At 72.9% G+C, this 24,498-nt stretch carries 24 protein-coding genes; 13 read left to right on the top strand and 11 right to left on the bottom strand.

The window, feature by feature from the left end; all coding sequences use genetic code 11:
• Positions 1-190: 190 nt before the first annotated feature.
• The 4 genes from AB0B98_RS06860 (at position 191) to AB0B98_RS06845 (ending at position 3,681) form a co-directional block, all read left to right on the top strand.
• The gene (locus AB0B98_RS06860) at positions 191-316 is read left to right on the top strand and encodes a hypothetical protein (RefSeq protein ID WP_255750123.1); all 126 of its coding nucleotides are present in this window, start codon (positions 191-193) and stop codon (positions 314-316) included.
• An 88-nt stretch (positions 317-404) separates the two neighbouring features.
• On the top strand, positions 405-1,355 hold the full coding sequence (locus AB0B98_RS06855) for a TIGR03557 family F420-dependent LLM class oxidoreductase (RefSeq protein WP_357361322.1): 951 nt from the start codon (positions 405-407) through the stop codon (positions 1,353-1,355).
• Positions 1,356-1,460: 105 nt separating this feature from the next.
• Positions 1,461-3,092 (top strand): RecQ family ATP-dependent DNA helicase, encoded by a 1,632-nt coding sequence (locus AB0B98_RS06850; protein WP_357287381.1) that lies wholly within the window; start codon positions 1,461-1,463, stop codon positions 3,090-3,092.
• A gap of 85 nt (positions 3,093-3,177) precedes the next feature.
• Positions 3,178-3,681 (top strand): hypothetical protein, encoded by a 504-nt coding sequence (locus AB0B98_RS06845; protein WP_238669941.1) that lies wholly within the window; start codon positions 3,178-3,180, stop codon positions 3,679-3,681.
• Here the strand turns inward: AB0B98_RS06845 and AB0B98_RS06840 are convergent.
• Complete coding sequence (locus AB0B98_RS06840) at positions 3,671-5,260, bottom strand: MFS transporter (protein WP_357361321.1); 1,590 nt, start codon at positions 5,258-5,260, stop codon at positions 3,671-3,673. The genes AB0B98_RS06845 and AB0B98_RS06840 overlap by 11 nt on opposite strands.
• An 82-nt stretch (positions 5,261-5,342) precedes the next feature.
• Here AB0B98_RS06840 and AB0B98_RS06835 point away from each other — a divergent pair, with 82 nt between their 5' ends.
• Positions 5,343-6,104: a TetR/AcrR family transcriptional regulator gene (locus AB0B98_RS06835; protein WP_238669939.1), complete on the top strand. Its 762-nt coding sequence runs from the start codon at positions 5,343-5,345 to the stop codon at positions 6,102-6,104.
• A gap of 9 nt (positions 6,105-6,113) precedes the next feature.
• The gene (locus AB0B98_RS06830) at positions 6,114-7,148 is read left to right on the top strand and encodes a helix-turn-helix domain-containing protein (RefSeq protein WP_357361320.1); all 1,035 of its coding nucleotides are present in this window, start codon (positions 6,114-6,116) and stop codon (positions 7,146-7,148) included.
• Positions 7,149-7,303: 155 nt separating this feature from the next.
• Here the strand turns inward: AB0B98_RS06830 and AB0B98_RS06825 are convergent, their stop codons facing one another.
• From AB0B98_RS06825 to AB0B98_RS06790, 8 genes are read right to left on the bottom strand one after another with little or no spacing between them, the layout of a single operon-like run.
• Positions 7,304-8,287, bottom strand: a complete 984-nt coding sequence (locus AB0B98_RS06825; protein ID WP_357361319.1) for a DNA topoisomerase IB — start codon at positions 8,285-8,287, stop codon at positions 7,304-7,306.
• The gene (locus AB0B98_RS06820) at positions 8,271-9,224 is read right to left on the bottom strand and encodes a glycosyltransferase family 9 protein (protein ID WP_357361318.1); all 954 of its coding nucleotides are present in this window, start codon (positions 9,222-9,224) and stop codon (positions 8,271-8,273) included. The genes AB0B98_RS06825 and AB0B98_RS06820 overlap by 17 nt, the downstream gene beginning before the upstream one ends.
• On the bottom strand, positions 9,221-9,922 hold the full coding sequence (locus AB0B98_RS06815; RefSeq protein WP_238669935.1) for an SDR family oxidoreductase: 702 nt from the start codon (positions 9,920-9,922) through the stop codon (positions 9,221-9,223). The genes AB0B98_RS06820 and AB0B98_RS06815 overlap by 4 nt, the downstream gene beginning before the upstream one ends.
• A complete protein-coding gene (locus AB0B98_RS06810) occupies positions 9,919-11,379 on the bottom strand; it encodes a PfkB family carbohydrate kinase (RefSeq protein WP_357361317.1) in 1,461 nt (486 codons plus the stop codon). Before AB0B98_RS06810 ends, AB0B98_RS06815 begins: the two co-directional genes overlap by 4 nt.
• A gap of 40 nt (positions 11,380-11,419) precedes the next feature.
• Entirely contained in the window at positions 11,420-12,136 is a 717-nt protein-coding gene (locus tag AB0B98_RS06805) for an SIS domain-containing protein (RefSeq protein ID WP_357361406.1), read from the bottom strand.
• The gene (locus tag AB0B98_RS06800) at positions 12,133-13,350 is read right to left on the bottom strand and encodes a glycosyltransferase (protein WP_357287357.1); all 1,218 of its coding nucleotides are present in this window, start codon (positions 13,348-13,350) and stop codon (positions 12,133-12,135) included. The genes AB0B98_RS06805 and AB0B98_RS06800 overlap by 4 nt, the downstream gene beginning before the upstream one ends.
• Entirely contained in the window at positions 13,335-14,309 is a 975-nt protein-coding gene (locus tag AB0B98_RS06795) for a glycosyltransferase (protein WP_357361316.1), read from the bottom strand. The genes AB0B98_RS06800 and AB0B98_RS06795 overlap by 16 nt, the downstream gene beginning before the upstream one ends.
• Complete coding sequence (locus AB0B98_RS06790; protein ID WP_357361405.1) at positions 14,306-15,868, bottom strand: HAD-IIIA family hydrolase; 1,563 nt, start codon at positions 15,866-15,868, stop codon at positions 14,306-14,308. The genes AB0B98_RS06795 and AB0B98_RS06790 overlap by 4 nt, the downstream gene beginning before the upstream one ends.
• A 269-nt stretch (positions 15,869-16,137) precedes the next feature.
• Between AB0B98_RS06790 and AB0B98_RS06785 the strand changes: the two genes are divergently transcribed.
• The 3 genes from AB0B98_RS06785 (at position 16,138) to AB0B98_RS06775 (ending at position 18,499) form a co-directional block, all read left to right on the top strand.
• Positions 16,138-16,578 (top strand): SRPBCC family protein, encoded by a 441-nt coding sequence (locus AB0B98_RS06785; RefSeq protein WP_238669931.1) that lies wholly within the window; start codon positions 16,138-16,140, stop codon positions 16,576-16,578.
• Positions 16,575-17,582: an SDR family oxidoreductase gene (locus tag AB0B98_RS06780; protein WP_357361315.1), complete on the top strand. Its 1,008-nt coding sequence runs from the start codon at positions 16,575-16,577 to the stop codon at positions 17,580-17,582. The genes AB0B98_RS06785 and AB0B98_RS06780 overlap by 4 nt, the downstream gene beginning before the upstream one ends.
• A 149-nt stretch (positions 17,583-17,731) precedes the next feature.
• Positions 17,732-18,499 (top strand): polyprenol monophosphomannose synthase, encoded by a 768-nt coding sequence (locus AB0B98_RS06775; protein ID WP_210785233.1) that lies wholly within the window; start codon positions 17,732-17,734, stop codon positions 18,497-18,499.
• Positions 18,500-18,592: 93 nt separating this feature from the next.
• Here the strand turns inward: AB0B98_RS06775 and AB0B98_RS06770 are convergent, their stop codons facing one another.
• On the bottom strand, positions 18,593-20,221 hold the full coding sequence (locus AB0B98_RS06770; protein ID WP_357361314.1) for an NAD(P)/FAD-dependent oxidoreductase: 1,629 nt from the start codon (positions 20,219-20,221) through the stop codon (positions 18,593-18,595).
• Between the two features lie 72 nt (positions 20,222-20,293).
• Between AB0B98_RS06770 and AB0B98_RS06765 the strand changes: the two genes are divergently transcribed.
• Positions 20,294-21,727 carry an aldehyde dehydrogenase family protein gene (locus AB0B98_RS06765; protein WP_357361313.1) on the top strand — a complete coding sequence of 478 codons (1,434 nt, stop codon included), beginning with the start codon at positions 20,294-20,296 and terminating at the stop codon, positions 21,725-21,727.
• 70 nt (positions 21,728-21,797) lie between these two features.
• Here the strand turns inward: AB0B98_RS06765 and AB0B98_RS06760 are convergent, their stop codons facing one another.
• Positions 21,798-22,199, bottom strand: a complete 402-nt coding sequence (locus AB0B98_RS06760) for a ChaB family protein (RefSeq protein WP_210785235.1) — start codon at positions 22,197-22,199, stop codon at positions 21,798-21,800.
• 176 nt (positions 22,200-22,375) lie between these two features.
• Between AB0B98_RS06760 and AB0B98_RS06755 the strand changes: the two genes are divergently transcribed.
• The 3 genes from AB0B98_RS06755 (at position 22,376) to AB0B98_RS06745 (ending at position 24,393) form a co-directional block, all read left to right on the top strand.
• Positions 22,376-23,362 (top strand): YihY/virulence factor BrkB family protein, encoded by a 987-nt coding sequence (locus tag AB0B98_RS06755; RefSeq protein WP_357361312.1) that lies wholly within the window; start codon positions 22,376-22,378, stop codon positions 23,360-23,362.
• A gap of 100 nt (positions 23,363-23,462) precedes the next feature.
• Positions 23,463-23,879, top strand: a complete 417-nt coding sequence (locus AB0B98_RS06750; protein WP_088947320.1) for a DUF2795 domain-containing protein — start codon at positions 23,463-23,465, stop codon at positions 23,877-23,879.
• 52 nt (positions 23,880-23,931) lie between these two features.
• Positions 23,932-24,393, top strand: a complete 462-nt coding sequence (locus tag AB0B98_RS06745) for an SRPBCC family protein (RefSeq protein WP_196927398.1) — start codon at positions 23,932-23,934, stop codon at positions 24,391-24,393.
• The last annotated feature ends 105 nt before the right edge of the window (positions 24,394-24,498 follow it).

The raw sequence follows: 24,498 nt of genomic DNA, 5'->3' as shown, positions 1-24,498 counted from the left end.
ATCACCGGCGACGGTGCGCCCCCGTCGATCCGCTGGTTGCGCTCGCTCATGCGGCCCCCGTACCCCATCTCTCGCGCGCCCTCGGCGCACCGCCACCGGCAGGCGTTCCTGCCATGGTCACACTGAGCGAATCAATAGTCAATAAACCTTACAGTTGCCTGGCGGCCCGCTCTCCGGGGAGAGTGCGGGGATGGATCCCGTCCTGCTGGCCGACGCGACGAGCCCGGCCGACATCCCCGGCGTACGCCTGCTCGGCCTGGTGGTCGGCGCCCTGCTGCTGCTCGCCGCGATCCGGGCGATGTTCGGACGACGCTGACCCCGCCCACGGCGAGAACCGGTGTGACCGGGCGCCGCCGGGGTACGGCTCTCCCCATCAGCAGGTCCGCGTGCCGAAGGGGTAAGCCATGAAGATCGGATACTTTCTGTCCAGTGAGGAGTTCACGCCAGCCGAGTTGCTGGAGCAGGCGCGCGGTGCCGAACGGGCCGGCTTCGAGGCGCTGTGGATCTCCGACCACTTCCACCCCTGGGTGGACGCACAGGGCCATAGCCCGTTCGTCTGGTCGATGATCGGCGCGCTCAGCCAGGTCTGTTCGTTACCGGTGACCACGGCGGTGACCTGCCCGACAGTGCGGATCCACCCGGCCGTGATCGCGCAGGCGGCGGCGACCAGCGCGGTGCTGCACGGTGGGCGGTTCGTGCTCGGCGTCGGCACCGGCGAGGCGCTCAACGAACACATCTTCGGTGACGCCTGGCCGCAGGCCGACGTCCGGCTGGAGATGTTGGAGGAGGCCGTCGAGGTGCTGCGCGCGCTGTGGGGCGGCGGTTTCGTCAACCACCACGGCAAGCACTACACAGTGGAGCACGCCCGGATCTACACGCTGCCCGACGCTCCCCCGCCGATCTACGTCTCGGGGTTCGGGCCGAAGGCCATCGACCTGGCCGCCCGGATCGGCGACGGCTACGTGAGCACCATGCCCGACGGCGAGACGGTCCGGCGCTTCCGCGAGAACGGCGGCGGCGACAAGCCGTGCCAGGCCGGCTTCAAGGCGGCGTACGCGGACAGCGAGGAGGCGGGGCTGCGCATCGCCCACGAGCGCTGGCCCAACGCGGGGGTGCCGGGTGAGCTGTCCCAGGTGCTGCCCTCACCGCGGCACTTCGAGCAGGCCGCCGAGTTGGTCAGGCCGGAGATGCTGAAGGAGGCGTTCGTCTGCGGCAACAGCGCCGACGCGCACCTGGAGATGATCGACAAGTACGCCAAGGCCGGCTTCGACGAGGTCTACGTGGCCAACACCGGACCGCACTACCAGGGTCTGTTCGACCTCTACCAGCGTGAGGTCCTGCCCCGGCTGCACTGAGCCGGCGATCAACGAGCCGGCCGTCGGGGGTATGGGCGACAACCCGGGTCCATGATCGTCCGAACGCGTTTCGGCGGTCATGGGCCCGGGTACCTCCGGCCCTCGATGAAACTGTCCACGCACTCGATGACGTTGCGCCGCGCGGCCCGCAGCCTTTTCGGCTGGAAGGCGCTACGGCCCAACCAACTGGCCGCCATGCGCGCCGTGATGAAGCGGCGAGACGCCCTGGTGGTGCTGCCCACCGGAGCCGGCAAGTCGGCGATCTACCAGATTCCGGCCAGCCTGATCCCCGGCCCCACAGTGGTGATCTCACCACTGCTGGCCCTCCAGCAGGATCAGATCGCCTCCCTCAACGAGCGGCAACGCCCGGAGCTGCGGGCGGTGCGGATCAGCTCGAACGAGTCGCCGACGCAGCAGGCCGAGGCGATCACCGAGATCCGCGAGGGCAGGGCTGAGTTCCTCTTCATCACCCCGGAACAGCTCAGCAATCCCGAGCGGATGGCCGAGGTCGCCGCCCTGAAGCCGGCCCTGGTGGCGATCGACGAGGCGCACTGCATCTCCGCGTGGGGGCACGACTTCCGACCCGACTACCTGGCGCTCGGGCACCTCATCGACGGTATCGGCCGGCCGCCGGTGGTCGCGCTGACCGCCACCGCCTCCCCTCCGGTACGCGACGACATCATCGCCCGGCTGCGGCTGCGCGACCCGGAGGTGGTGGTCTCCGGACTGGACCGGCCGAACCTGTTCGTCGAGGTCGCGCACTGCCCCACCGAGGACTACCGGTGGCGGCGACTGATCGCGCTGCTGAGCGACGACGAGCGGCCCGGGATCATCTACGTGCCGACCCGTCGCGCCGCCGAGGAGCTGGCCACCCGACTGACCGACGCCGGTTACCCGGCGCAGTTCTACCACGGTGGGATGGCGGCCGGCGCACGCCACGAACTGCACGAGGCGTTCCTCGCCGACGAGGTCCCCATCATGGTGGCGACCTCGGCGTTCGGCATGGGCATCGACAAGCCCAACATCGCCTGGGTGGTGCACATGGCGCTGCCCGATTCGCCGGACAGCTACTTCCAGGAGATCGGCCGGGCCGGACGCGACGGGCAACCGGCCCGGGTGCTGCTGCTCTGGCAGGCCGAGGACGTCGGCCTGCAACGGTTCTTCAGCGGTGGCCTGCCCGATGTCGAGGAGCTGCGCGACCTGGCCGCGCTGCTGCGCAAGAAGCCGGCCACCAAGACCGAGCTGCGCGAGACCACCGGTCTCGGGCCGCGCAAGCTGGGCCAGTACCTCTCCCTGTTGGAGCAGGTCGGGGCGGCCGAACCACGCGCCCGGCAGCGCATCGGCGCGCCCCGTTACTCCCCCAACCCGACCGACGCCGCAGCGGCCGCGCTGGCCGAGGCGGAGCGCCAGCAGACGGTGACCCGGTCGCGCACCGACATGATGCGGGCCTTCGCCGAGACCCGGGCCTGCCGGGGGCAGACCCTGCTTGCCTACTTCGGCGAGCAGATGACGCAGGTCTGCGGCCACTGCGACAACTGCCACAACGGCACCAGCGTGGCCGACCAGGGTGCGGTCGGGCCCTTCCCGGTGCACAGCCAGGTGCGGCACCCGGAGTGGGGGTCCGGCATGGTGCTCTCCTACGAGGAGGACAAGATGACGGTCCTCTTCGATGAGGTCGGGTACAAGACGTTGTCGGTGCGCGTGGTGTCCGAACAGGGCCTGCTGACCCTGGACTAGCCTGACCCGGGTGCCGCTTTCGGGCCCGGTGGAACGACCAAGAGCACCGATTGACCAAGCAGAGCAGGGCGGAAGGGGCGTTGTCGTGATCGAGCAGCCGGCGTACACCGGGTTCGGTTTCTCCGACGAGGAGTGGGGGCTGCTGGTCGGCCTGCCGCAGTCGGTGCTGACCGCGGCCAGCGCCGCCGAGTCCGACGGCACCCGCCGGACCATGGCGGAGACCGCGGCCGGGCTGGAGACCATCGCCGCCGGCCGGGAGTCGGCCAGCCCGCTGGTCACCGCCGTGGCCGGCGAGATCGTCACCCGGGTCGGTGACCCGGAGACCGGCGAGGAGCTGCCGGTCATCGCGCCCGCCGACCCCGTGGCGTACATCGACGACGTGTTGCTGCGGGCCGGCGAGGCCGCGGCGTTGCTGGCCGCGCGGGTCGACGAGGGTGAGGCCGGCGCGTACAAGCACTGGCTCGTGAAGATCGCCGAGCAGGTGGTGGGCGCCGCGTCCAGCGGCGGGCTGCTGGGCATCGGCGGCGAGTCGGTCAGCGACTCCGAGCGGCGTTTCCGCGACCGGCTCGCGCACGTGCTCACCGACTGACCGACGACAACGACGTGTCGGCCGGACCGGTCGGCTCGGCGGCCAGCGCCGTGGAGTCGGCCGGCCGGACGCCGCGCAGCGCTACCAGCGCGGTGACCGCGCCCAGCAGCATCACCGCCATGGCGGCGTACGCGGCCAGGTGCAGCCCGTCGGTGAACGCGACAGCGGCGGCGCGCCGCACGGCGTCGGCCAGCTCCGCCGGCAGTCCCCGGGCGACCGCGAGCGCGCCGCCCAGGGTCTCCTGGGCGGAGGCGGCGGCGTCGGCGGGCAGCCCGGCCGGCAGGCCGTCGACGACCTCACGGCGGTAGACCGCCGCGCCGACGCTGCCCAGGATCGCCATACCCAACGCACCGCCCAGCTCACTGCTGGACTCGGTCAACGCCGACGCGACACCGGCCTGCTCGGGCGGCGCCGCGCCGAGAACCAGCTCGGTGACGAGGGACATCACCATCACCAGGCCGCCCGCGTAGACACTGGCGCCGACGAGCAGCAGCCACAGCGGCGTCTCCGGGGTGACCCGGGTCAACACCACGAAGCCGACCACGGCGATGCCGAACCCCGCACCGATCAGGTACGCCCGTTCGACGCGCTGGGCCAGGGCGGCGGCGGCCGGCGCGACTCCGCCCACGGCGAGGGACGGCACGAGGCTCCACAGCGCCGCCCGCAGCGGGCTCAGGCCGAGCACCAGTTGGAGGTGCTGGGTGGTGAAGATGGCGAAGCCGACGATGGCGAACATGGCCAGCAGGTTCACCGCGAGCGACCCGGCGAAGCCGCGACGGCGGAACAGCGCGAGGTCGACCATCGGGTACGCCCGGGTCCGCTGCCGGTGCAGGAAGAGCGCCCCCACCAGCAGACCGCCGACGATGGCGAGGACCCGCACCGGGCTGAGGCCGTCGCGGGCCATCTCCTTGATGCCGTAGATCACCGGCAGCAGCGCGCCGAGCGACAGTGCCGCGCTGACCAGGTCGAACCGCCCGGTCGCCGGGTTGCGGAACTCGGGTACCAGGAGCGGGACGAGCAACAGCAGCATCAGCATCGCCGGGATGTTGATCAGGAAGATCGAGCCCCACCAGAAGTGCTCGAGCAGGATGCCGCTGAGCACCGGGCCGATCGCGATGCCGCCGGTGAGGGTGGCGGTCCAGATGCCGATGGCGGTGCCGCGCTGCTTGGCGTCGTGGAACATGTTGCGCACCAGGGCGAGCGTCGAGGGCATCAGGGTGGCCCCACCGACGCCGAGCACGGCACGGGCGGCGATCAGCGTCGCGGTGCTGTCGGCGTAGGCGGCCAGCAGCGACGCCGCACCGAACGCGGTGGCGCCGATCAACAGGAGTCGACGTCGGCCGATCCGATCACCCAGGGCGCCCATGGTGATGAGCAGGCCGGCCAGCACGAAGCCGTAGATGTCGAAGATCCATAGTTGCTCGGTGGCGGTGGGGCGCAGCTCCGCGCTGATGAACGGGACGGCGAAGTAGAGCACCGACACGTCCATCGAGACCAGGAGCAGCGGCAGCATCAGCACCGTGAGCCCGATCCACTCCCGCCGCCCTGCTCGCGGTGCCGGTGTGGTGGTGATCGTCATGACGAGTTCTCCTTATGCGTATGACGTACGCTGTTATGCGTAGACCATACGCAGAACTAGGATGACGGGGCAAGGAGGAAATGTGGCGGCGAAGACAGACGACAGCGGGCCCGTACTCCCGGCGGCCATCGAGAGCGCGTGGGGGCTGCGGGAGCGGCCACCCAAGGGCCCCCGGCCGGGAATGAGCGTGCCCGCCATCGTGGACGCCGCCGTACGCGTGGCCGACGCCGACGGCCTGGCGGCCGTCTCGATGAGCCGGGTGGCCAAGGAGTTGGGCGCCGCGACCATGGCCCTCTACCGGTACGTCGGCTCGAAGGACGAGCTGCTGATGCTCATGGTGGACACCGGGTACGGCCCGTCCCCCGGGCCGCCCGCGCCGGAGGACGACTGGCGCGCCGGCCTCACCCGGTGGGCCTGGGCCGAGCACAAGGTGCTGCGGCAGCGGTCCTGGCTGCTGCACGTGCCGATCAGCGGCCCACCGATCACCCCGCAGCAGCTCGGCTGGATGGAGGACGGGCTGCGCTGCCTCGACGGCACAGTGCTCGGCGAGGGCGAGAAGATGTCGGTGCTCCTGCTGATCACCGGGTACGTCCGCAACGAGGCCACCCTCACCTCGCAGATCGCCGAGGGCAGCCGGGCGGCCGGCGTCGAGCCCAGCGAGATGATGCCGGCGTACGGTCGGCTGGTGGCCCGGCTCATCGACCCGGCCCGCTTCCCCGCGCTGCACCGGGTGCTCCGCGCCGGTGTGCTCTACCAGGACGACGACCCGGACGACGAGTTCGTCTTCGGCCTGGACCGGATCCTCGACGGCGTCGAGGCGCTGATCCAACGCCGGGCGGGCTGAGGGAGCCCCATGCTGCCGAGAGACTCCATCGACACCACGGTCCTGCCACCGGGCGAACGGTTCGGCATGTGGCTGGACCTTGTCGCACGCACCTCGGTGCCGCTGCGCATCCAGTCCGCGCACAGCGGCGACTTCGCCGCCCGCGCCGACTTCATCGCGCTCGGCCCGATTCAACTGGCGCAGTACGAGTACCCGTCGCTGGACGCCACCCGGACCCGGAAGCTGGTCCGGCAGTCCGACCCTGAGCTCTACATCCTCGCCCTCACCACTGGCGGCGTGGGCACGTCCAGTCAGGATGGTCGCCGCAGTGAGATCCTGGCCGGCGAGTTCACCTTCTACGACGGGTCCCGGCCGCACGACGTCTGCCACCACGCCACCGAGCCCGACCGGGACCAGGCCACCTCGATCGTCACGATGATCCCGCACGCCGCCCTGCCCCTACCGCCGCAGCGGATGGCAGCGCTCTACGGCGGCCGGATGTCCGGCAGCGAGGGGGTCGGGGCGCTGTTGGCGCAGTTCCTGCTCCAGGTGACCGGGCACCCCGAGCAGTACCATGCCGCCGACGCCAGCCGGCTCGGCGCGGTGGGACTGGACCTGGCCACCACAATGCTCGGCCGGCACCTCGTCGCCGAGGACGCCGTGCCCACCGAGGTCCGCCGCCGGGCGCTGCTCACCCAGGTGCAGTCGTACATCCACAGCCACCTCGGCGACGCGACACTCGGCCCCCAGGTGGTCGCTGACGCCCACCACATCTCGGTGCGGTCCCTGCACCGGTTGTTCGAGGCCGAGGACACCACAGTGGCGTCGTACATCCGGGATCTGCGGCTGGCCCGGTGCCGGCGCGACCTGACCGACCCGGCGCTGCGCAACCAGCCAGTGCAGACCGTTGCGGCGCGGTGGGGTTTCTCCGACAAGGCCCACTTCAGCCGGGCATTTCGGGGCGCGTACGGCACCACCCCGCAGGAACACCGCGACAGTGGCTCGGATCTGGCGCGGATCGTCAACAGCCAGGCGTCCACCGTCAACTCGCTGCCGGCAGACTGACACCAACGCGGCCGGCCATCACCTGGTGGGCCGCCAACGGGGGCCGTGGCGAGGCGCCCGCCGCGCGAGCGGCGGGCGGCCGCCCGGTGGCATCCCGCTGACGCCCGAGGCTCCGGCTCCGTCGCGCTTCCCCCCAGAATCGCCGACGGGGCCGGTCAGGCCCCCTCCAGCAGCTTCAGGACGATCTGCTCCGCCTCCTCGCGGGGCGCCCGCGGATCCACCGACGCCACCACCCCGTCGTGGTAGAGGTCGACCACCCGGGGGTCCACGTACGACGCGCGAGCCACCGTCGGCGTGTTGCCCAGCAGCTCCGCCACCGCACGCATCACGGCGACCACCGCCTTACGCCGGGCGGTCACCGAACGGGCCGGACCGGCCGTGGCCAACTCGGTGGCCGCGAGCACCGTGGCGTGCCAGGTGCGGAAGTCCTTCGCTGTCATCTCCCCACCGCTGGCGTCGCGCAGGTAGCCGTTGACCTCGTCGCTGCGCACGTCGCGCCACTCCCGGCCGTCCCAGTAGCCGAACAGCCGCTCCGCCCGTCGGCGACGACGGCGCAGATTCACCAGCACCTGGCACAGCTCCGGGTCCTCGATCCGGCGTACCTGCTCGATGCCTCCCTTCGCGGGAAACACGAGCACCACACAGCCGCGCCGGGACCGGGCATGCTCGGGGCGCAGGGTGGCCACCCCGTACGTCGGGTCGTCGCCGGCCGCGTACTGGTCGCTGCCGACCCGGAACATCCCCATGTCCAGCAGTCGGGTCACCGTCGCCAGCACCCGGTCCCGACCCAGTCCACGTCCGTCCAGGTCCCGCCCCACCCGCTCACGCAGCGCCGGCAGCCGGCGCGCCACCTCCAACACACGGTCGAACTTCGCCTCGTCCTGCTTCTCCCGCCACCTCTGGTGGTAGACGTACTGCTTGCGTCCGGCCGCGTCGATCCCGATCGCCTGGATGTGCCCGTTCGGGTACGGCGCGATCCACACGTCCTGCCAGGCCGGCGGGATGACCAACTCCCGCAGCCGGGCCAGGACATCCGGATCCCGCACCGGAGCGCCGGACGGGTCGACGAAGAGCCAACCCCGTCCGCGCCGACGCCGTCCGTACCCCGGTCGACCCGGGTCGCTACGCCGCAACCGCACCGGAGACCCGCACCACCCTCTCCACCTCGGCCACGGCGGCCAGCACCTCGTCGAGGCGCAGCGCCGCCATCGTCGGGTGGCTTCCTACCCCGTCCCACCTGGGCCAATCCGCCTCGCCGGCCCAGAGCACCCGGTGCCGTGGCCGATCCGGTGGAGGCCCCCAGTGCGCCGGTGCAACAGGCCCGAAGAGGACCACCGACGGGGTGCCGTACCCGGTGGCCAGGTGGGCGACCCCGGTGTCCCCGCTGACCACCAGCCGGGCGTTGGCCACCAGCGCGGCGAGCGCGCCGAGGTCGGTCCGGCCGGCCAGCACGGCGTCCGAACCCAGGGCCGCCGCCTCGGCCACCCGGGCCGCCAACGCCCGTTCGTCGGCCGAGCCGGTGAGCAGCACCCGGTGCCCCTGGTCGGTCAGTGCCCGTGCCAGCGCGGCGAACCGCTCGGCGGGCCACCGCTTGGCCGGGATCTTGCTGCCCGGGTGCAGCAGTGTGACACCGCTGGGCAGCCCCGCCGCAGCGGGCCGACGCAGGCTGAGGTCGGCACGATCGGCCGGGATGTCGTACCAGGACAGCAGCCGGCACCACCGGTCCACCTCGTGCTCGTCGACGGCCCAGCGCGGGCCGTCGTCGCAGCCGGCGTCCGGGCTGGCGAAGGCGAGAAGCCGACCGGGCCTGGTGGCCGCGAGCAGCCGGTGCGACTGCGGGCCCCGCCCGTGCAGGTTGACAGCCGTCCACGGCGCCGACCCCACCCGGAGAGGACGATCCAGCCCCGCGGTGTCCACCAGCCGGTCAACGCCACCGACCAGGTCGACGAGCGGGGCCAACCAGCCGGGCGCGGCGAGCGCCAACTCCCGCGACGGGTACGCGGCCCGCAGCGCCCGCAGCGCGGGCACCGCCGTCACCAGATCGCCGACGCCGAGGGCGCGCAGCACGAGGATCACGGGTACGAGGTCTCCTGCTCGGCGCACACCACCATCTCGCGCACCGCGCAACCGGGCGGCTGGTTGAGCGCGAACATGATCGCGGCGGCGGTGTCGGCGGGCTCGTTGAGGTTCGCGTCCGGCCCCGGCTTGTACTGCGGGTCACGTTCGTCGAAGAACGCGGTACGCATCCCACCCGGAATGAGCAGTGTGACGCCGACCTGACCGGCCAGCTCGGCGGCGAGGGCTCGGGTGAACCCCACCACGCCGAACTTCGCCGCGCAGTACGCGGTGGCGTCGCTGACCGCCTTGACGCCAAGGGTCGACGCGACGGTGACGATGCGGCCCCGGGAGGTCAGCAGGAACGGCAGCGCGGCCCTGATCACCGCCGCGGTGGCCAGCAGGTCGACGGCGACGATCCGATCCCAGGTCTCCCCCGGCAGGTCGGCGAGTCGGCCCGGCACGTCGGTGCCGGCGGCGGTAACCACCGCGTCCAGGCCACCGGCCTGCTCGGCGAGATGCTGGGTGGCCGCCTCGGCGGCCCGCGTGTCGGCCAGGTCGCACTCGGTCCAGGACACCCCGTCGGCCGGCGGCTGCCGGTCCAGCACGAGCGGTCGGCCACCGGAGGCGGTCACCGCGGCGACCACAGCGGCGCCGAGGCCGCTGGCGCCGCCGGTGACCAGGACTGTGGGCCCGGCACCGGGCCGCGTGGCGGTCATCGGGTCCGCTCCGCGAGCGTGCGGACGATCAGGTCGGTGGTGGAACGACCGTCCAGATAGGGCACCACAACGGTGTTGCCACCCCAGCGCCGCAGGACCTCCGCCTCCGGCAGGCTGGCGCTCGCGTCGCCACCGCCGGTGGCGTAGTCGCCGCCCTTGACCCAGACGTCGGGGCGTACCCAGGACAGCGCCGTCTCCGGGGTCGGCTCGTCGAAGATGAGGACCGCGTCGACGCAGCTCAGGGCGGCCAGCAGTCGGCTGCGGTCGCCTTCGGACTGCACCGGCCGGTCCGGCCCCTTCAACGCCGCCACGCTGGCGTCGGAGTTCAGGCAGACGATCAGGCAGTCGCCGAGCTGCCGGGCCGCCTCCAGGGTGGCCACGTGCCCGGCGTGCAGCAGGTCGAAGCAACCGCCGGTCGCCACCACAGTGCCGCCCGCGGCGCGTACCTCAGACAGGAGCGTGGCGACAGCCGGCACTCCCACCCGGTCGGCCACCGCAGCACCTCGTGGTCCCGGCTGGAGGGCTCGCGGCCCCGGCGCACTCCTGGCCCGCACCGTCGGCGTCGACGAAGGCAGCGCCGTCGCCACTCCCCCACCGGCCACGTAGGCGGACGCCTCGGCGACCGCCACCTGCACCGCCTCGGAGACCAGCGCGCCCTGGGCCAGTGCGAGGCTGGCCGCCGCAGCGAACCGGTCGCCGGCACCGCAGGTGTCCCCTTCTGCGCTACCCGGAGTCGGCACCACGAGCGGCGTCGACCCGGCGTGGCAGAGCAGGGCGCCGTCGCCGCCCAGCGTCACAGCGACAGCGCCGGCCCGCCAGCGCCGTCGTAGCCCCTGGGCGCCCCGGGACGCTGTGGCCAGTCGGGAGGCGCCGGGCAGCGCGGGGACCAGCTCGCGCACCTCCGACTCGTTCGGGGTGGCCAGGTGCACGCCGGGCACTGCCGCCGGGCCGCGGGGGTGCGGGTCCCACACCACCGGCGCGCGGGTGGCGGCCAACGCGTCGCGCAGCGCGGGCTGCCGGGCCACCCCCCGGCCGTAGTCGCTGACCAGCACCGCCGACGCCCCGGCGATCACCCGGAGCACCTCGTCGGAGGGCTGGCCCGGCTCCCCGGACGTGCCGCCCCGGTCGTGGCGCAGCAGCACCCGCCCCCGGGCCCGCAGCCGGATCTTCTCCGGTGTCGCGCCGGAGAGGGCCAGTGGGTACACCTGCACGCCGGCGGCGGCGAGCAGAGCGCTCAGTCGTGCCCCACCGGCGTCGTCGGCGAGCGCGGTCACCAGCACCACCTCGGCGCCCTGCGCGGCGGCGAACACCGCCGCCAGACCGGCGCCCCCCGGCCGGTCGGTGGCCACTGTCTCGTCGAGCACCGGCACCGGGGAATCCGGGCAGAGCCGGTTCACCACACCTTCCACATCCCGGTCGAGCAGGGTGTCCCCGAGCACCACCACCGGTCCCCTCACGCTTGCCTCCTCATCCTCACGGGTCGACCTGCTGTCCGGCTCACGCGTCGACCTGCTGTCCCGGCCCGCCGTCGAGCACCACCTCGACCCCGGCGCGTACCGGCGCGGCGCTCAACCGACCGTCCGGTGCGGGCGTTCCGGGCACGGGGCGGACGACCGCCGGATCGGCGACCGCCGCCAGCGCGGCGGGCAACTCCTGTTCGAGGTACTCGCAGAGCAGATGACTGGTCACCAGGTGCAGCTCCTGGACGACCTGGGTGTCCGGGGACGCGACGGCCAGCACGTCGTCGCAGGCGTCGGCGAGCGGATTGGGGGCGGCGCCGGTGAGCGCCCAGGTGGTCACCCCGACGTCGCGGGCCGCCTGCGCGGCGGCGACCAGGTTGGCGCTGGTCCCGCTGGTGCTCAGCAACAGCAGGATGTCGCCGGGGCGGCCGTGGGCACGCACCTGGCGGGCGTACACGTCGGTGTAGCCGTAGTCGTTGGCGATGGCGGTGAGCGCGCTCGTCTCGGCGTGCAGCGCGATAGCGGACAGCGGCTGACGGTCGTCGTGCAGCTTGCCGACCAGCTCGGCGGTGAGGTGCTGGGCCTCGGCGGCGCTGCCTCCGTTGCCGGCCACCAGCAGGCGGCCCCCGGCGGCCAGCCGGTAAGCCAGGTCCGCGCCCCAACCCGCCAGCTGTCGCTCGCACAGTCGGTACGGCACCAGCGCCGCGGCGAGATTCGTCAGGTGGGTGTCGAGCAGGCTGCCCGTCGGCATCAGGCCACCACCCGGGTCGGCCGGCGCACGGCGGCCACCTCGCTGTAGACCTCCACCAGCCGCTCGGCCGTGGCAGCCCACGAGTACCGCTCCCGGGCCCGCTCACGCGCCGCGGTCGCGTACGCGAAACGCCTGATCCGGTCGTCGAGCAACCCCTGGATCGCGGTGGCCAGCGCGCGCGGGTCCCGGGCCGGCACGAGGTCGCCGGTCGTCCCGTCGACCACTGTGTCCCGGATGCCGCCCACTGCCGTGCCGACGACCGGCACCCCACAGGCCATCGCCTCCAGCGGGGTCAACCCGAACGGCTCGTACCAGGGTGCGGCGACCAGCAGGTCCGCCGAGCGGTACCAGCGGCCCATCTCCTCCCGGGGCACCGCGCCGACCAGGTGCACCCGATCGGCCACCCCGCACGACTCCGCGAGGGCACGCAGCCGGCGGGCGTACGGGTCGGTCTCCAGCAGCCCCTCGGGTGGGCCGCCGACGACCACGCACTCGGCGTCCGGGACGAGCGCCATCGCGCGGACCACGGTCTGGAAGCCCTTGCGCTCGACCAGCCGACCCACTGTGAGGATGCGGGCCCGTCCCGGTTCGCGGTCGGCGGCCGGCCCGAGCGGGGCGAAGGTGGTGAGGTTGACCCCGGAGGGCACCACTGTCATCCGGGACCGGGGCACACCCATCCGGACCAACTCGCCCACCTCGTCGCGGCACTGCGCGACGATCCGGTCCACCGAGCGGCCAAGCTCCCGCTCGTAGGCGACCCGTCGGGCCGGGCTGGTGTCCTGCACACCCTGGTAGCGGCGCTTCACGGTGCCCAGCGCGTGGTACGTCTGCACCACCGGCACCCCGGTCTGCCGGCCGGCGGTCAGCCCGGCCAGGCCGCTCATCCAGAAGTGCGCGTGGATCACCTCGGGCACCCAGTCGCCGCCGCGCCAGCGCTCGATCAGCCAGTTGCTGAACTCCCGCATGTGCGGCAGCAGCGCGTCCTTGGCCACCGGCTCGGCCGGGCCGGCCGGCACGTGCACCACGTCGTACCCGTCCGGGCTGCGGACGGTCACCGGCAGGTCGGGCGCGTCGCGGCGGGTGTAGACCCGCACCTCGTGCCCGGCGGCGGCGAGCGCGGCGGACAGCTCCGCGACGTGCGTGTTCTGGCCGCCGGCATCCTCCCCTCCGAGGACGGCGAGCGGGCTGGCGTGCTCCGAGATCATCGCGATCCGCATACTTCCTCCTCCAGCAGCCGGTCCCAGTCAGCGAGGAAACGGTCGAGGCCGTACCTGTCGCGCGCGGCGGTTCGCGCCGCCGCTCCGGCCTGCCGCGCGGTGGCCGGTTCGGCGATGAACCGGCGGGCGGCGTCGAGCAGGGTGTCGGTCCGGGTGGCGAGCGCCCCCGCCTCCGGGGGCACTGCCATCACCGCCTCGGTGGTGGCGAGCGCGACGACCGGCATGCCGATCGACATCGCCTCGATGAGGCTGAGCCCGAGGGAGGTCCACCGGCACAGGTGCAGGTACGCCCGCCGCCGGGCCAGTTCGGTGTGCATCCGCCCCTGGGGCACGTCGTCGTGGCTGATCAGCCGGTCGGCGGGCAGCCCGAGGTGGTCGGCCAGGCCGGCGACGCCCATGCCGAAGACGTCAAGCGGCGCGATCTCGGCGAACTGGGGCAGCAGGTCGGTGCCGGTGACCCGACCTCGCCGTACCGGCTCGTTGATCACCACGGCGAGCCGGTCCAGCTCCCCCGTGTACGACGCGGAGGGGGCGACGATGCCGTGGTCGACCACTGTGGTGCGAGTGGCGCCGGTGTCCCAGAAGATCTGATTGAACCCGGTGACGTGGGCGATGAGCAGGTCGTCGCGGTCGGCCATCGGGTGCCGGGTGTTGGGCACGTCGCCCTTGGGGGTGTTGTGCTCGACGTAGATCGCGGGAAGGTCGCGACCGGGGCGGCGACGAAGCCACTGCTCGGCCCTGTCGATCTCCTCGGGGCGTTGCAGGATGACCACGTCGACGTCCGCGCTCGGCAGCTCCTCCGGGCTGACCTCGACAGCGCTGTCGGGCCACGGGTAGGTGCGGGCCCGGCCGAGGCCGTACGGGCCGCGGTCGGGTGTGGTGGGAATCAGGTAACGATGGCTGCCGTGCACGAACGATGTGGTCCAGGAGCCGTGCACGTGCCAGAGCAGGATGTTCATCGGCCGCCACCACCGCTGACGGCGAGGGTCCGGAGCGCGTCGACCACGTCGCCCGGGTCGACGCCACTGAGGCAGGGGTGCCCGGGGACCGGGCAACTGGCCGCCCGAGTATCCCGGCAGGCAGCGGCGGCGTCGCCGAGCCGGACGGTGGGCACCCGGTAGGGCCCCCACTGGCCGAACGGGACGGTCGGCGCGAAGAGACTCACCACGGGCACACCGGCGGCGGCCGCCAGGTGCGCGGGTCCGGTGTTGCCGACCACTACCGCGCTGGCGTCCGCGACGATCGCGGCCAGCCCGGCCAGGTCGGTGCGGCCGCCCAGGTCGGTACCGCCGGCAGCGGCGACCCGGGCGGTGACAGCGCGCTCGTCCGGGCCACCGGTGACCAGCACCCGGTGCCCGGCGTCGGTCAGCGCCCCGACGATCCGGGTGGCCACCTCCGGCGGGCAGGCCCGGCTCGACGCGGCCGACCCGGGGTGCAGTACCACGTACCCCGGGTCGCCGAGGTCGGCCGGGCGCTGCGGTACGGCGTCCCGGCGCAGCCGCAGAACCGGTTCGTCGCCGTCGGGCAACCGGTGGCCGGCGGCGGCGGCAAGGGAGAGCGCGCGTTCGGGTTCGGGGACGCCCACCGGCACCCGGTGCCGGATGTCCAGCAGCGAGCCCGGATAGTCGTCGCTGATCGCCGCGATCCGGCCGATCCCCGCCATCCGCAGCAGCAGCGCCAGCGGCAGGGCGGACTGGTGGAACGAGGTGAACACCACCGCCTGGTCCGCGCCGACAGCGCCCAGCCGCGCGGACAGGCTCCGCATGGCCTCCGGGTCGACCGGACCCGGCGCGGGGTCGATCCACGGCAGCGGATGCTCGATGATCTCGTCGATGCCGGGCAACAGGTTGGCGGCGGCCCGGCCGCGCGGCCCGCACAGCAGCACCACCCGCTCCGCTCCGGCCGCGACGGCGCGGATCGCCGGGCCGGTGACCAGCACGTCACCCGCCGAGTCCGAGCGGACCACGAGCGCAGTCCGTACCGGTTCGGTGGGCGGGGTCGAGGGCTGCACCGCCCGTTGGCGGCGCAGGATCTCCGCCACCGCCGCCGGCAGATCGGTGGCCACCCATCCGGCGGCGGCGACCTCCTCCGGCCGGGTCACCGGGGTGGGCACCAGCACCCCCGCCGCCCCGGCGGCCATGGCGGCGGCGACGTCCCGGCCGATGTCGCCAACGAGTACGCAACGGGTCGGCGTCGTGCCCAGCTCGCGGGCGGCGGCGTACACCAGGCCCGGCGCCGGCTTGCGGCAGTCACAGCCGTCGGCGTCGTCGTGCGGGCAGACCAGCCACGCGTCGAACCGGCCCAGCAGCTCCTCGACGCGGGCGTGCACCGCCCGCATCTGCGCACCGGTGAAGTAGCCCCGGGCCAGGCCCGACTGGTTCGTGACGACGGCCAGCCGCAGCCCGGCCGCGCGCAGCCGGTCCAGCGCCGCCCGCGCGCCCGGCACCGGCCGCACCTTCTCCGGATCGCCGTTGTACGGCACGTCCTCGATCAGGGTGCCGTCGCGGTCCAGCAGCACGGCGTCGTAGAGCACCGCTCGGGGGCTTGCGACAGACCTGGAACCGGCGCGGTCAGCAGCGGCGTAAACCGGGGCTGACCTGCGCTGATACGGATCCTCCTGGTCCTGTCGCACAGCCGGCGGGTTCCCTGCGCCCCGAGGAGTAAACGTCGTCGTCGAGGGGGTGGGCCAGCGCCGCCGGCGATGCCCCGGGTCGGCCTTACCCGCCGTTCGAGAGAAGCTAACCCGCTCTGCTGTTAGCCAGTGCCGTGCTCGGGTATGGGATCCCGGTGGCGATTGTGGAGAAAGTGATCGATGCTTCCCCTGAGCAGGTGTTCGACGTGCTCGCGGACGGATGGACGTACAGCGACTGGGTGGTCGGCACGGCGCACATGCGGGACGTGGACGACGCCTGGCCCCGGGTGGGCAGCCAACTGCACCACCGTGCCGGGCCGTGGCCGTTCTCGTTGCAGGACGCCTCGACGGTGCTGGTCTGCGAGCCGCCGCACCGGCTCGTGCTCAAGGCCGGGCTCTGGCCGGCGGGCGAGGCGATAGTGGCCTTCACCCTGGAGCCGGTCGGCGACGGCGCCACCCGGGTGCGCCTCGGGGAGGACTTCGCGGCCGGCCCGCTTCGCTGGGTCCACAACAAAGTCAACGATCTGGTGCTGCACCGACGTAACCGGGAGACGCTGGCCCGGCTCTCCGACATCGCCACCCGGCAGAAGGGATGACTGTGACCCGGACCGTGGTGGTGACCGGCGCGAGCGCCGGCGTAGGCCGAGCCGTCGCCCACACGTACGCGGCGCGCGGCGCCCGGCTGGCGCTGCTGGCTCGGGGCGAGGCGGGGCTGGTCGCCGCCGAGCGGGAGTGCCGACTGCGCGGCGCGACGGACGTGCGGGTGTACCGGGTGGACGTGGCCGACGCGGGCGCGGTGCAGCAGGCCGCCGACGACGTCGTGCACCGCTGGGGCGGCATCGACGTGTGGGTCAACAACGCGATGGCGTCGGTGTTCGCGCCGGCCTGGGAGATTCCGGCGCGCGAGTTCCGTCGGGTCACCGAGGTCACCTACCTGGGCACCGTGCACGGCACCCTCGCCGCGCTGCGGCACATGCGGGCGCACGGGCGGGGCACGATCGTGCAGGTGGGCTCCGCGTTGGCCTACCGGGGGATCCCGCTCCAGTCGGCGTACTGCGCCAGCAAGCACGCCGTCCAGGGGTTCAACGACTCGCTGCGCGCCGAGCTGCTGCACGACTGCCCGGGGGTGAAGTTGTCAATGGTGCAGCTACCGGCGGTCAACACGCCGCAGTTCTCCTGGGTCCGTACCCGGCTCCCCCGGCATCCGCAGCCGGTGCCGCCGATCTTCACTCCGGAGTTGGCCGCCCGGGCCATCGTCTGGGCTGCCGACCGCGGCACCAGAGAGTTGAACGTGGGTGGCCCGACCTGGCTGGCCCGGGTGGGCGACGCCCTGTTCCCCGGCCTGTTGGACCGGAAGCTGGCCCGCGACGGCTACGACAGCCAGCAGACCGGTGAGAAGATCGATCCGGCGGCCTGGCGGGACAATCTGGATCACCCCGGCGATGCGGACACGGACCGGGGCACGGCGGGTGTTTTCCGCGAACAGGCACGCGACCGTTCCGCGGCGCTCTGGGTCGGCACGCACAAACCGGCGCTCTCCGGTGTCGCGCTCGCCGTCGCGGCGCTCGCCCTCAGCGCCGTCGCTCGCCGTCGGCGTTGACCAGATCAAGCCGCTGACCAGGGCTTCGACGCCCGCGCACGGTAGGCGGCGAAAGTCCGCAACGCCCGGAAGGGGTGCCTCCCTCGGACCGAATCCGGGAACTAGATACCCTTTGCATGACCCTTGTCCGCAAACCGAGGATGACCGACATGATCAAGCCGGTGCAGTTGCCGTCGCCGTGGCGGGACGCACGCCTGACCGTCGTCGTGCCCACCTACAACGAGGCGGGCAACCTCCCGACGCTGGTCGAGCGACTGCTCGCGCTGCCGCTGCCGGGGCTGCGCATCCTCGTCGCCGACGACAACTCCCCCGACGGCACCGGGGAGGTGGCCGACAAGTTGGCCATCGAGCACCCCGACCGGGTCGAGGTCGTGCACCGCGCCGGCAAGGAAGGCCTCGGCCGGGCGTACGTGGACGGGATGACCCGGGCGATCGAGGGCGGCGCCGAGTACGTGGCGCAGATGGACGCCGACCTCTCGCACCCGCCCGAGGCGCTGCCGGGGATGCTCGGCGCGCTGCTCTCCACCCAGGCCAGCGTGGTGATCGGTTCCCGGTACGTGCCCGGCGGCGAGCTGGACGAGAACTGGCCGCTCTACCGCCGGGCGCTCAGCGGCTGGGCCAACCTCTACGTGCACACCCTGCTGCGGGTACGCATCCGGGACCTCACCGCCGGCTTCAAGATCTGGCAGGCCGAAGCCCTGCGCGACATCGACCTGGAGCGGGTGCAGTCCAATGGCTACAGCTTCCAGGTGGAGATGCACTACCTCGCCACCAAGCTGGGGCACACCATCCTGGAGGTGCCGATCCGTTTCGAGGAGCGGCGCGACGGCGTCTCCAAGATGACCACAGCGACGAAGGTGGAGAGCGCGCTGATGCCCTTCCGCCTCCGCAGCAAACACCGCAACATCACCCGCTAACAACGCCCACCCCACCCACCCCGCCTGGGTGATCAAGAGCTTTGCGTCAGATCCGCCGACGCTGGCGACGCAAACCTCTTGATCACCGAGAGCTCAGGGGGTGGGGGTGGGCGGTTGGTCGGGGTAGATGGCGCGGTGGGCGGTGGAGACGGCTGCGGCGTAGGCGCGGCCGGTGAGCGCGCGGTCGCGGGCCAGGGCCGCCCGGGCGGCGTTCGCGCCGGGCGCGCCGTGCACACCGCCGCCGGGGTGCGCCGAGGCGCTGGCCAGGAAGAGCCGGTCCACCGGGGTGTCCGCCCGGCCCAGGCCAGGGATCGGGCGTAGGAAGAGCTGCTGGTACGCGGCGGCGGTCCCGCCGCCGAGCGTGCCACCGACCAGGCTCGGGTTGCCCTTCTCCAGGTCGGCCGGTCCGGCCACGTGTCGGCCCACGATCAGGCGCCGGAAACCCGGGGCCGCCGCCTCCAGCACGTCCTCCATCCGCTGCACGTGCCCGGCGACCTCCTCGGCCCGCCAGTTCCGGCGGAACGGCAGATGGGTGTACGACCAGAGCGACTCGGTGCCCGGCGGGGAGTGGCTCGGGTCCGCCACCGACATCTGCCCAACCAGCAGGAACGGGTCGCGGGGCAGCTCACCTCGGGCCAGTTCGCTGGCGTAGTGGGTGAGCCCGTTCAGGTCCGCGCCGAGGTGCACGGTGCCGGCGCCGGCCAACTGCCGGTTCGTCCAGGGCACCGGCGCGGAGAGCGCCCAGTCCACCTTCAGCGTGGAGCCGTCCCACCGGAAGTGCGCCAGGTCCTCCACCAGCCGGGACGGCAGTGCCGCAGCGCCGACCAGGTCGAGATAGAGCGCCGGTGCCGGCACGTCGGCGAGCACGGCCCGCCGGGCCCGCCACAGCGCGCCGCCGACGGTCCGGACCCCCATCGCCCGGCCCCGGGCGGTGAGCACCCGATCGGCCCGGGCGCCGTAGATGATCGTCCCGCCACGCGCCTGTAGCCGATCCACCAACGCGTTGGTGATCTGCTGCGCGCCGCCGTTCGGCACCGGCCAGCCGACCTGCTGGCCGAGCATGGCCAGCAGCCAGCCGTACACCCCGGAGCCGGCCTCCTCCGGGGAGAGGTCGGTGTGCAGGGCACAGCCGGCCAGCAGGGCCGGCCCGCCGGGACCGTCGAAGAGTTCGTCGCCAAGTTTGCGGACCGGCACGACGAGTCGGCGCGCGAGTCGCAGCGCGCCCGCGACGCGCAACCGACGCAGCAGGCCCAACCCGCCGCGTACCGGAGGGAAGGGCGAGGTGATCGCCTCCAGCATCGGCTCGGCCACGTCGAGCCAGTCGGTGTACGCGTTGAGCCAGCGCTTACCGTCCCCGGGGGCGAACTGCTCCAGCGACGCCGCCGTGACGTCCGGATCCCGATTGATCACCGCGGCTCGACCGTCGGGCAGCAGGTGCGCCAGCACGTCCGGCGAGTGCCGCCAGGACAGTCCGTGTCGACCCAGGTCCAGGCCGCCCAGCACCGGCGAGGCGTACCCAAGGGGGTAGAACGAGCTGTAGAGGTCGCTGAGGTAGCCGGGCGCGGTGACCTCAGCGGAGCGGACCGCGCCGCCGGGCACCGCTGTCGCTTCCAGCACCACCACGTCCCAGCCGGCGTCGGCCAGCAGGTTGGCCGCCACCAGGCCGTTGTGCCCGGCCCCGACGACGACGGCGTCCGCGCTCTGCGCGGTGGTGGTTGTCATCGGATCCGCCTACCCGGCGCGCAACCGGGCGAAACGCGTTTGCCTCGTCGAGGCCGGGGCATCCAGCGCCGCATGTACACGGTTGCGCAGCTGGTGGGCGGGGTGTGGGGTGCGGGCGGCGACGGCGGCGAACTGGTCGTGCGTGATCCGGCGGACGACGCGCCGGTGAGCACGGTGCCGGTGGCCACGGCCGACGAGGTGGGCAAGGCGACCCAGGCGGCCCGCAACGCGGCGGCCCAGTGGGCGGCGACCGCCCCGGCGGAACGGGCGGCGGCGGTGCACCGGGCCGCGGACGCCGTGGAGGCCGTCATCGAGGAGTTGGCGGCGGCGGTCACCGCGGAGATGGGCAAGCCGTTGGCGGACGCGCGCGGCGGTGTCGAGGCGGGGATCGGCACCCTGCGACAGTATGCGGAGCTGGCACCGCTGCGCGGCGGGCGCACGCTGAACGGCGAACCCGACGCGCTGGACTTCCTGACCCCGCAGCCACGCGGGGTGGTCGCGGCGATCACCCCCTGGAACGACCCGGTGGCGGTCTCCTGTGGACTGCTCGGCGCGGCGGTGGTGACCGGGAACGTGGTGCTCTACAAGCCGAGCGAACGGGCACCGGCGACGGGGTGGCTGCTGGCCCGGGCACTGGACCAGGCGCTGCCGCCCGGGGTGTTGTCACTGCTCACCGGCGGCCCGGAGGTGGGTGCGGCACTGGCGGCCCAGGACGTCGACGTGGTGGCCCACGTGGGTTCCACAGCGACCGGGCGGGCGATCGCCGCCGCGGCGGCCCGCACCGGGGCGAAGGTGCTCCTGGAGAACGGCGGCAGTGACCCGTTGATAGTGGACGCGGGCGTCGACCCGGAGTGGGCGGCGGAGCAGGCGGCGCTCGGCGCGTTCGCCAACGCCGGGCAGATCTGCGTGGCGGTGGAGCGGCTCTACGTGCACCGGGAGGTGGCCGACGACTTCGTGGCCGCGCTGGTGCGACGCGCGGGAGCGCTGCGGGTCGGGCCGGGGCGGGACCCGGGCACCGAGCTGGGCCCGCTGGTCGACAGGCGGCACCGGGAGCACGTGCACGGGCAGGTGGCGGCCGCTGTGGCCGACGGCGCGCGGGTGCGGGTCGGCGGCGAGGTGCCGGACGGGCCGGGGGCGTTCTACCCGGCCACCGTCGTCACCGACTGCCGCCACGACATGTCGCTGGTCCGGGAGGAGACCTTCGGACCGGTCGCCCCGGTGGTGGTCGTCGACTCGTTCGACGAGGCGCTGCGTTGCGCTGCTGACTCACCGTACGGGCTGGCCGCCACGGTGCTGACAGCGTCGATGAGTCACGCGCAGCGGGCCTGGCGGGAGCTCCCGGTGGGCACGGTCAAGGTCAACGCGGTGTTCGGTGGCGCGCCGGGGGGTGCCGCGCATCCGCGTCGGGCCAGCGGGCAGGGCTTCGGGTACGGCCCGGAGCTGCTGGACGAGTTCACCGCCACGAAGGCGGTACACATCGAGGCGCCCGGCGGCGGGCACTGGTGAACGGCGCGGGCGGACGCAGGGGTGGCGCGTCCGCCCGTACCGCGTCGGTTGTGCTCCGGTGTGGCTGGGGTCAGTCGCCGCGGGCCTTGCGGGTGGCGCGGTCGTTTGCCTTCTCGATGGCGGTGACCAGCTCCGGTTTGGTCATGCTGGACCGCCCGGGCACGTCGAGTTTGCGGGCCACCGACATCAGGTGGTCCTTTGTGGCGTTGGCGTCCACGCCGCCCGCGGTGGGGGCCCGTCGTTCCGGCCCGCCGCCGGCGGCCTGCTGGTCGCTGGGGCCCTTGCGACCCTTCGGCTCCCAGTGGTCGCCCACCTTCTCGAACTGATGCTTCACCGCGGCGAAGGCGGTGCGGTGCGACCGCTCCCCCTCGCCGTAGGTCTCGACCGCCGAGTCGTGCGTCTTCTCCCAGGTGCGCTGCGCCTTCTCCGGGGAGCGTCGCAGCGTGCTGGGCAGGTCTTCGCGCCCGGGCATCTCGTCCTCCTCCGTGTCGACAGTGTCACTGTGACCGTTCCCCGGTGACCGGGCGGCAAACCCTAGCGACGCCGGCCGGGTACCGGGTGGGTTTGTCGATTTCACCATCCGGGTACCGGCGGGCCAGGCCAGACCGGACGACCGGTCATCCGGTGGCCGGGGCGCAGGGAGCGGGCATGACGACCACGGAGCCCGGTACGACGCTCGACGGCACAGCGGGCACCCGGGTGCCCCGACGGATGCGGCAGTTGAGCTGGCGGACCTGGCGCGGTGTGCTGGTCCGCAGCGTGCAGAACTTCGTCACCGACAACTGCTCCGACTGGGCCGCCGCGCTGACCTACTACGGGGTGCTGGCGCTCTTTCCGTCCGCCATCGTGGTGGTGGCGTTGGTCGGTCTGGTCTCCGATGGGGAGCGGACCCTGGACACGGTGGTCGACCTGGCCAACCAGGTGGGCGCCGGGTCGGTGCTGACCGACGACGAGGGCGGCGTGGTCGGGGTGATCCGGAGCGTGGTGCTCGATCAGAGCAACCCCAAGCTGCTGCTGAGCTTCGGCCTGCTCGGCGCGCTCTGGTCCGCGTCGGGTTTCATCGGCGCGTTCACCCGCGCCTCGAACGCTGTCTACGGGGTGACCGAGGGCCGCCCGGTCTGGAAGCTTCGACCGCTACAGATCGGCCTGGCGGCGATCACGCTGGTGCTGCTCGCTGTTGTCGCCCTTGGCCTGATCGTCAGTGGGCCGGTCACCGACGCGGTCGGCGACCTGGTCAATGCCGGCGGCCTGGCCCGCACGACGTGGAGCGTGGCGAAGTGGCCGGTCCTCGCCATGATCATGATGGTGCTGTTGTCCCTGCTGTTCTGGATCGCGCCCAACGTGCGCCAGCCCCGGTTCCGCTGGCTCACCCCGGGCGGGGCGGTGGCCCTGATCTCCTGGGCGGTGGCCTCCTTCGGCTTCGGCCTCTACGTGGCCAACTTCGGTTCGTACAACACCACCTACGGCAGCCTCGGAGCCGCAATCGCGTTCCTGGTCTGGCTCTACCTGTCCAACTCGGCGCTGATGCTCGGTGTGCAGATCAACTCCGAGGTGCAGCGCGGGCGGCAGTTGCAGGCCGGCGACCCGGACCCGGACGAGCCGGTGCTGCCGCCCCGCAAGCCCGCCGACGAGTGAGCCCTCGTTCGGCAGTGGTGTCCGGTTCGCCGCCGAGCCGAGGGCCGGTTCGTGGCCCGGTGCCGGTTTACCGGGCGGGGTGCCGGGTAGCGCAGAAGGCATGGAGCGTGGCAACAGCAAGCACGGACCGAGGATCGACGAACAGATGAGCCAGGAGGTCAGCGGCCTCGTACAGGGGCCGGGGACCGGTGGCTCTCGGGTCGACGAGTCGCGGGTGCCGGAACCGGCTGGCGAAGACCAGCCGGAGACGACCACCGCCCCGGCCGGCGACCTGCGCACCGGCACCCCGCAGGGCATGAGCTCTACGGACGTCGAGCAGCGCAGCCGGCTCGGCCGGTTCATCTCGATGAGCGCGCTGCCGGGCGACCGTCTGGTGCTCATTGCCAGCGCCCGTGAGAACGAGGCGCCGGACGACATCGTGGCGGCGCTGGAACGGCTGCCCGAGGGCACCGTCTACCAGACGGTCTCCGAGGTGTGGGCCGCGCTGGGCAACAAGAACGAGACAACTCGCTGGTGACCTGGATCGCCCCCCGATCCGCAACCCACCGGCGACTGAAGGAGGTTCCCCGATGAGTGGCGTTACCGAACATGTGGACGTGTCAGTGCCCGTACGCACCGCGTACGACCAGTGGACGCAGTTCGAGGAGTTCCCGGAGTTCATGGAGGGTGTGCAGGAGGTTCGGCAGCTCTCCGACACGATGACCCACTGGACGGTGGACATCGCCGGGGTGAAGCGCGAGTTCGACGCGGAGATCACCGAACAGCTTCCCGACGAGCGGGTCGCCTGGCGTTCCACCGGCGGCACCCAGCAGGCCGGCGTGGTGACCTTCCACCGACTGGACCAGGACAAGACCCGGGTCACCCTGCAGCTCGAGTTCGAGCCGCACGGCGTGGTCGAGCAGGCCGGCGACAAGCTCGGCATCGTCGACCGACGGGCCAAGGGCGACCTGGAACGGTTCAAGACCTACATCGAGCGGCGTGGTCAGGAGACCGGCGCCTGGCGCGGACAGGTGGACCGTCCGCAGCCGTGACACTGAGCAGTGACCTGCGATGGCCGCCGGAATCCCGGCGGCCATCGCCCTGTCCGAGCCTGCTCGCCGGGCACCGTTTGCGATCATCGTGCCCGGGTACGGCTG

This window comes from Micromonospora sp. NPDC048947 (assembly GCF_040649495.1).
Taxonomy (GTDB): Bacteria; Actinomycetota; Actinomycetes; order Mycobacteriales; family Micromonosporaceae; genus Micromonospora; species Micromonospora alfalfae.
The sequence above is the reverse complement of the archived record's forward strand: the minus strand, read 5'-3'. Positions and strand labels throughout refer to the sequence as shown.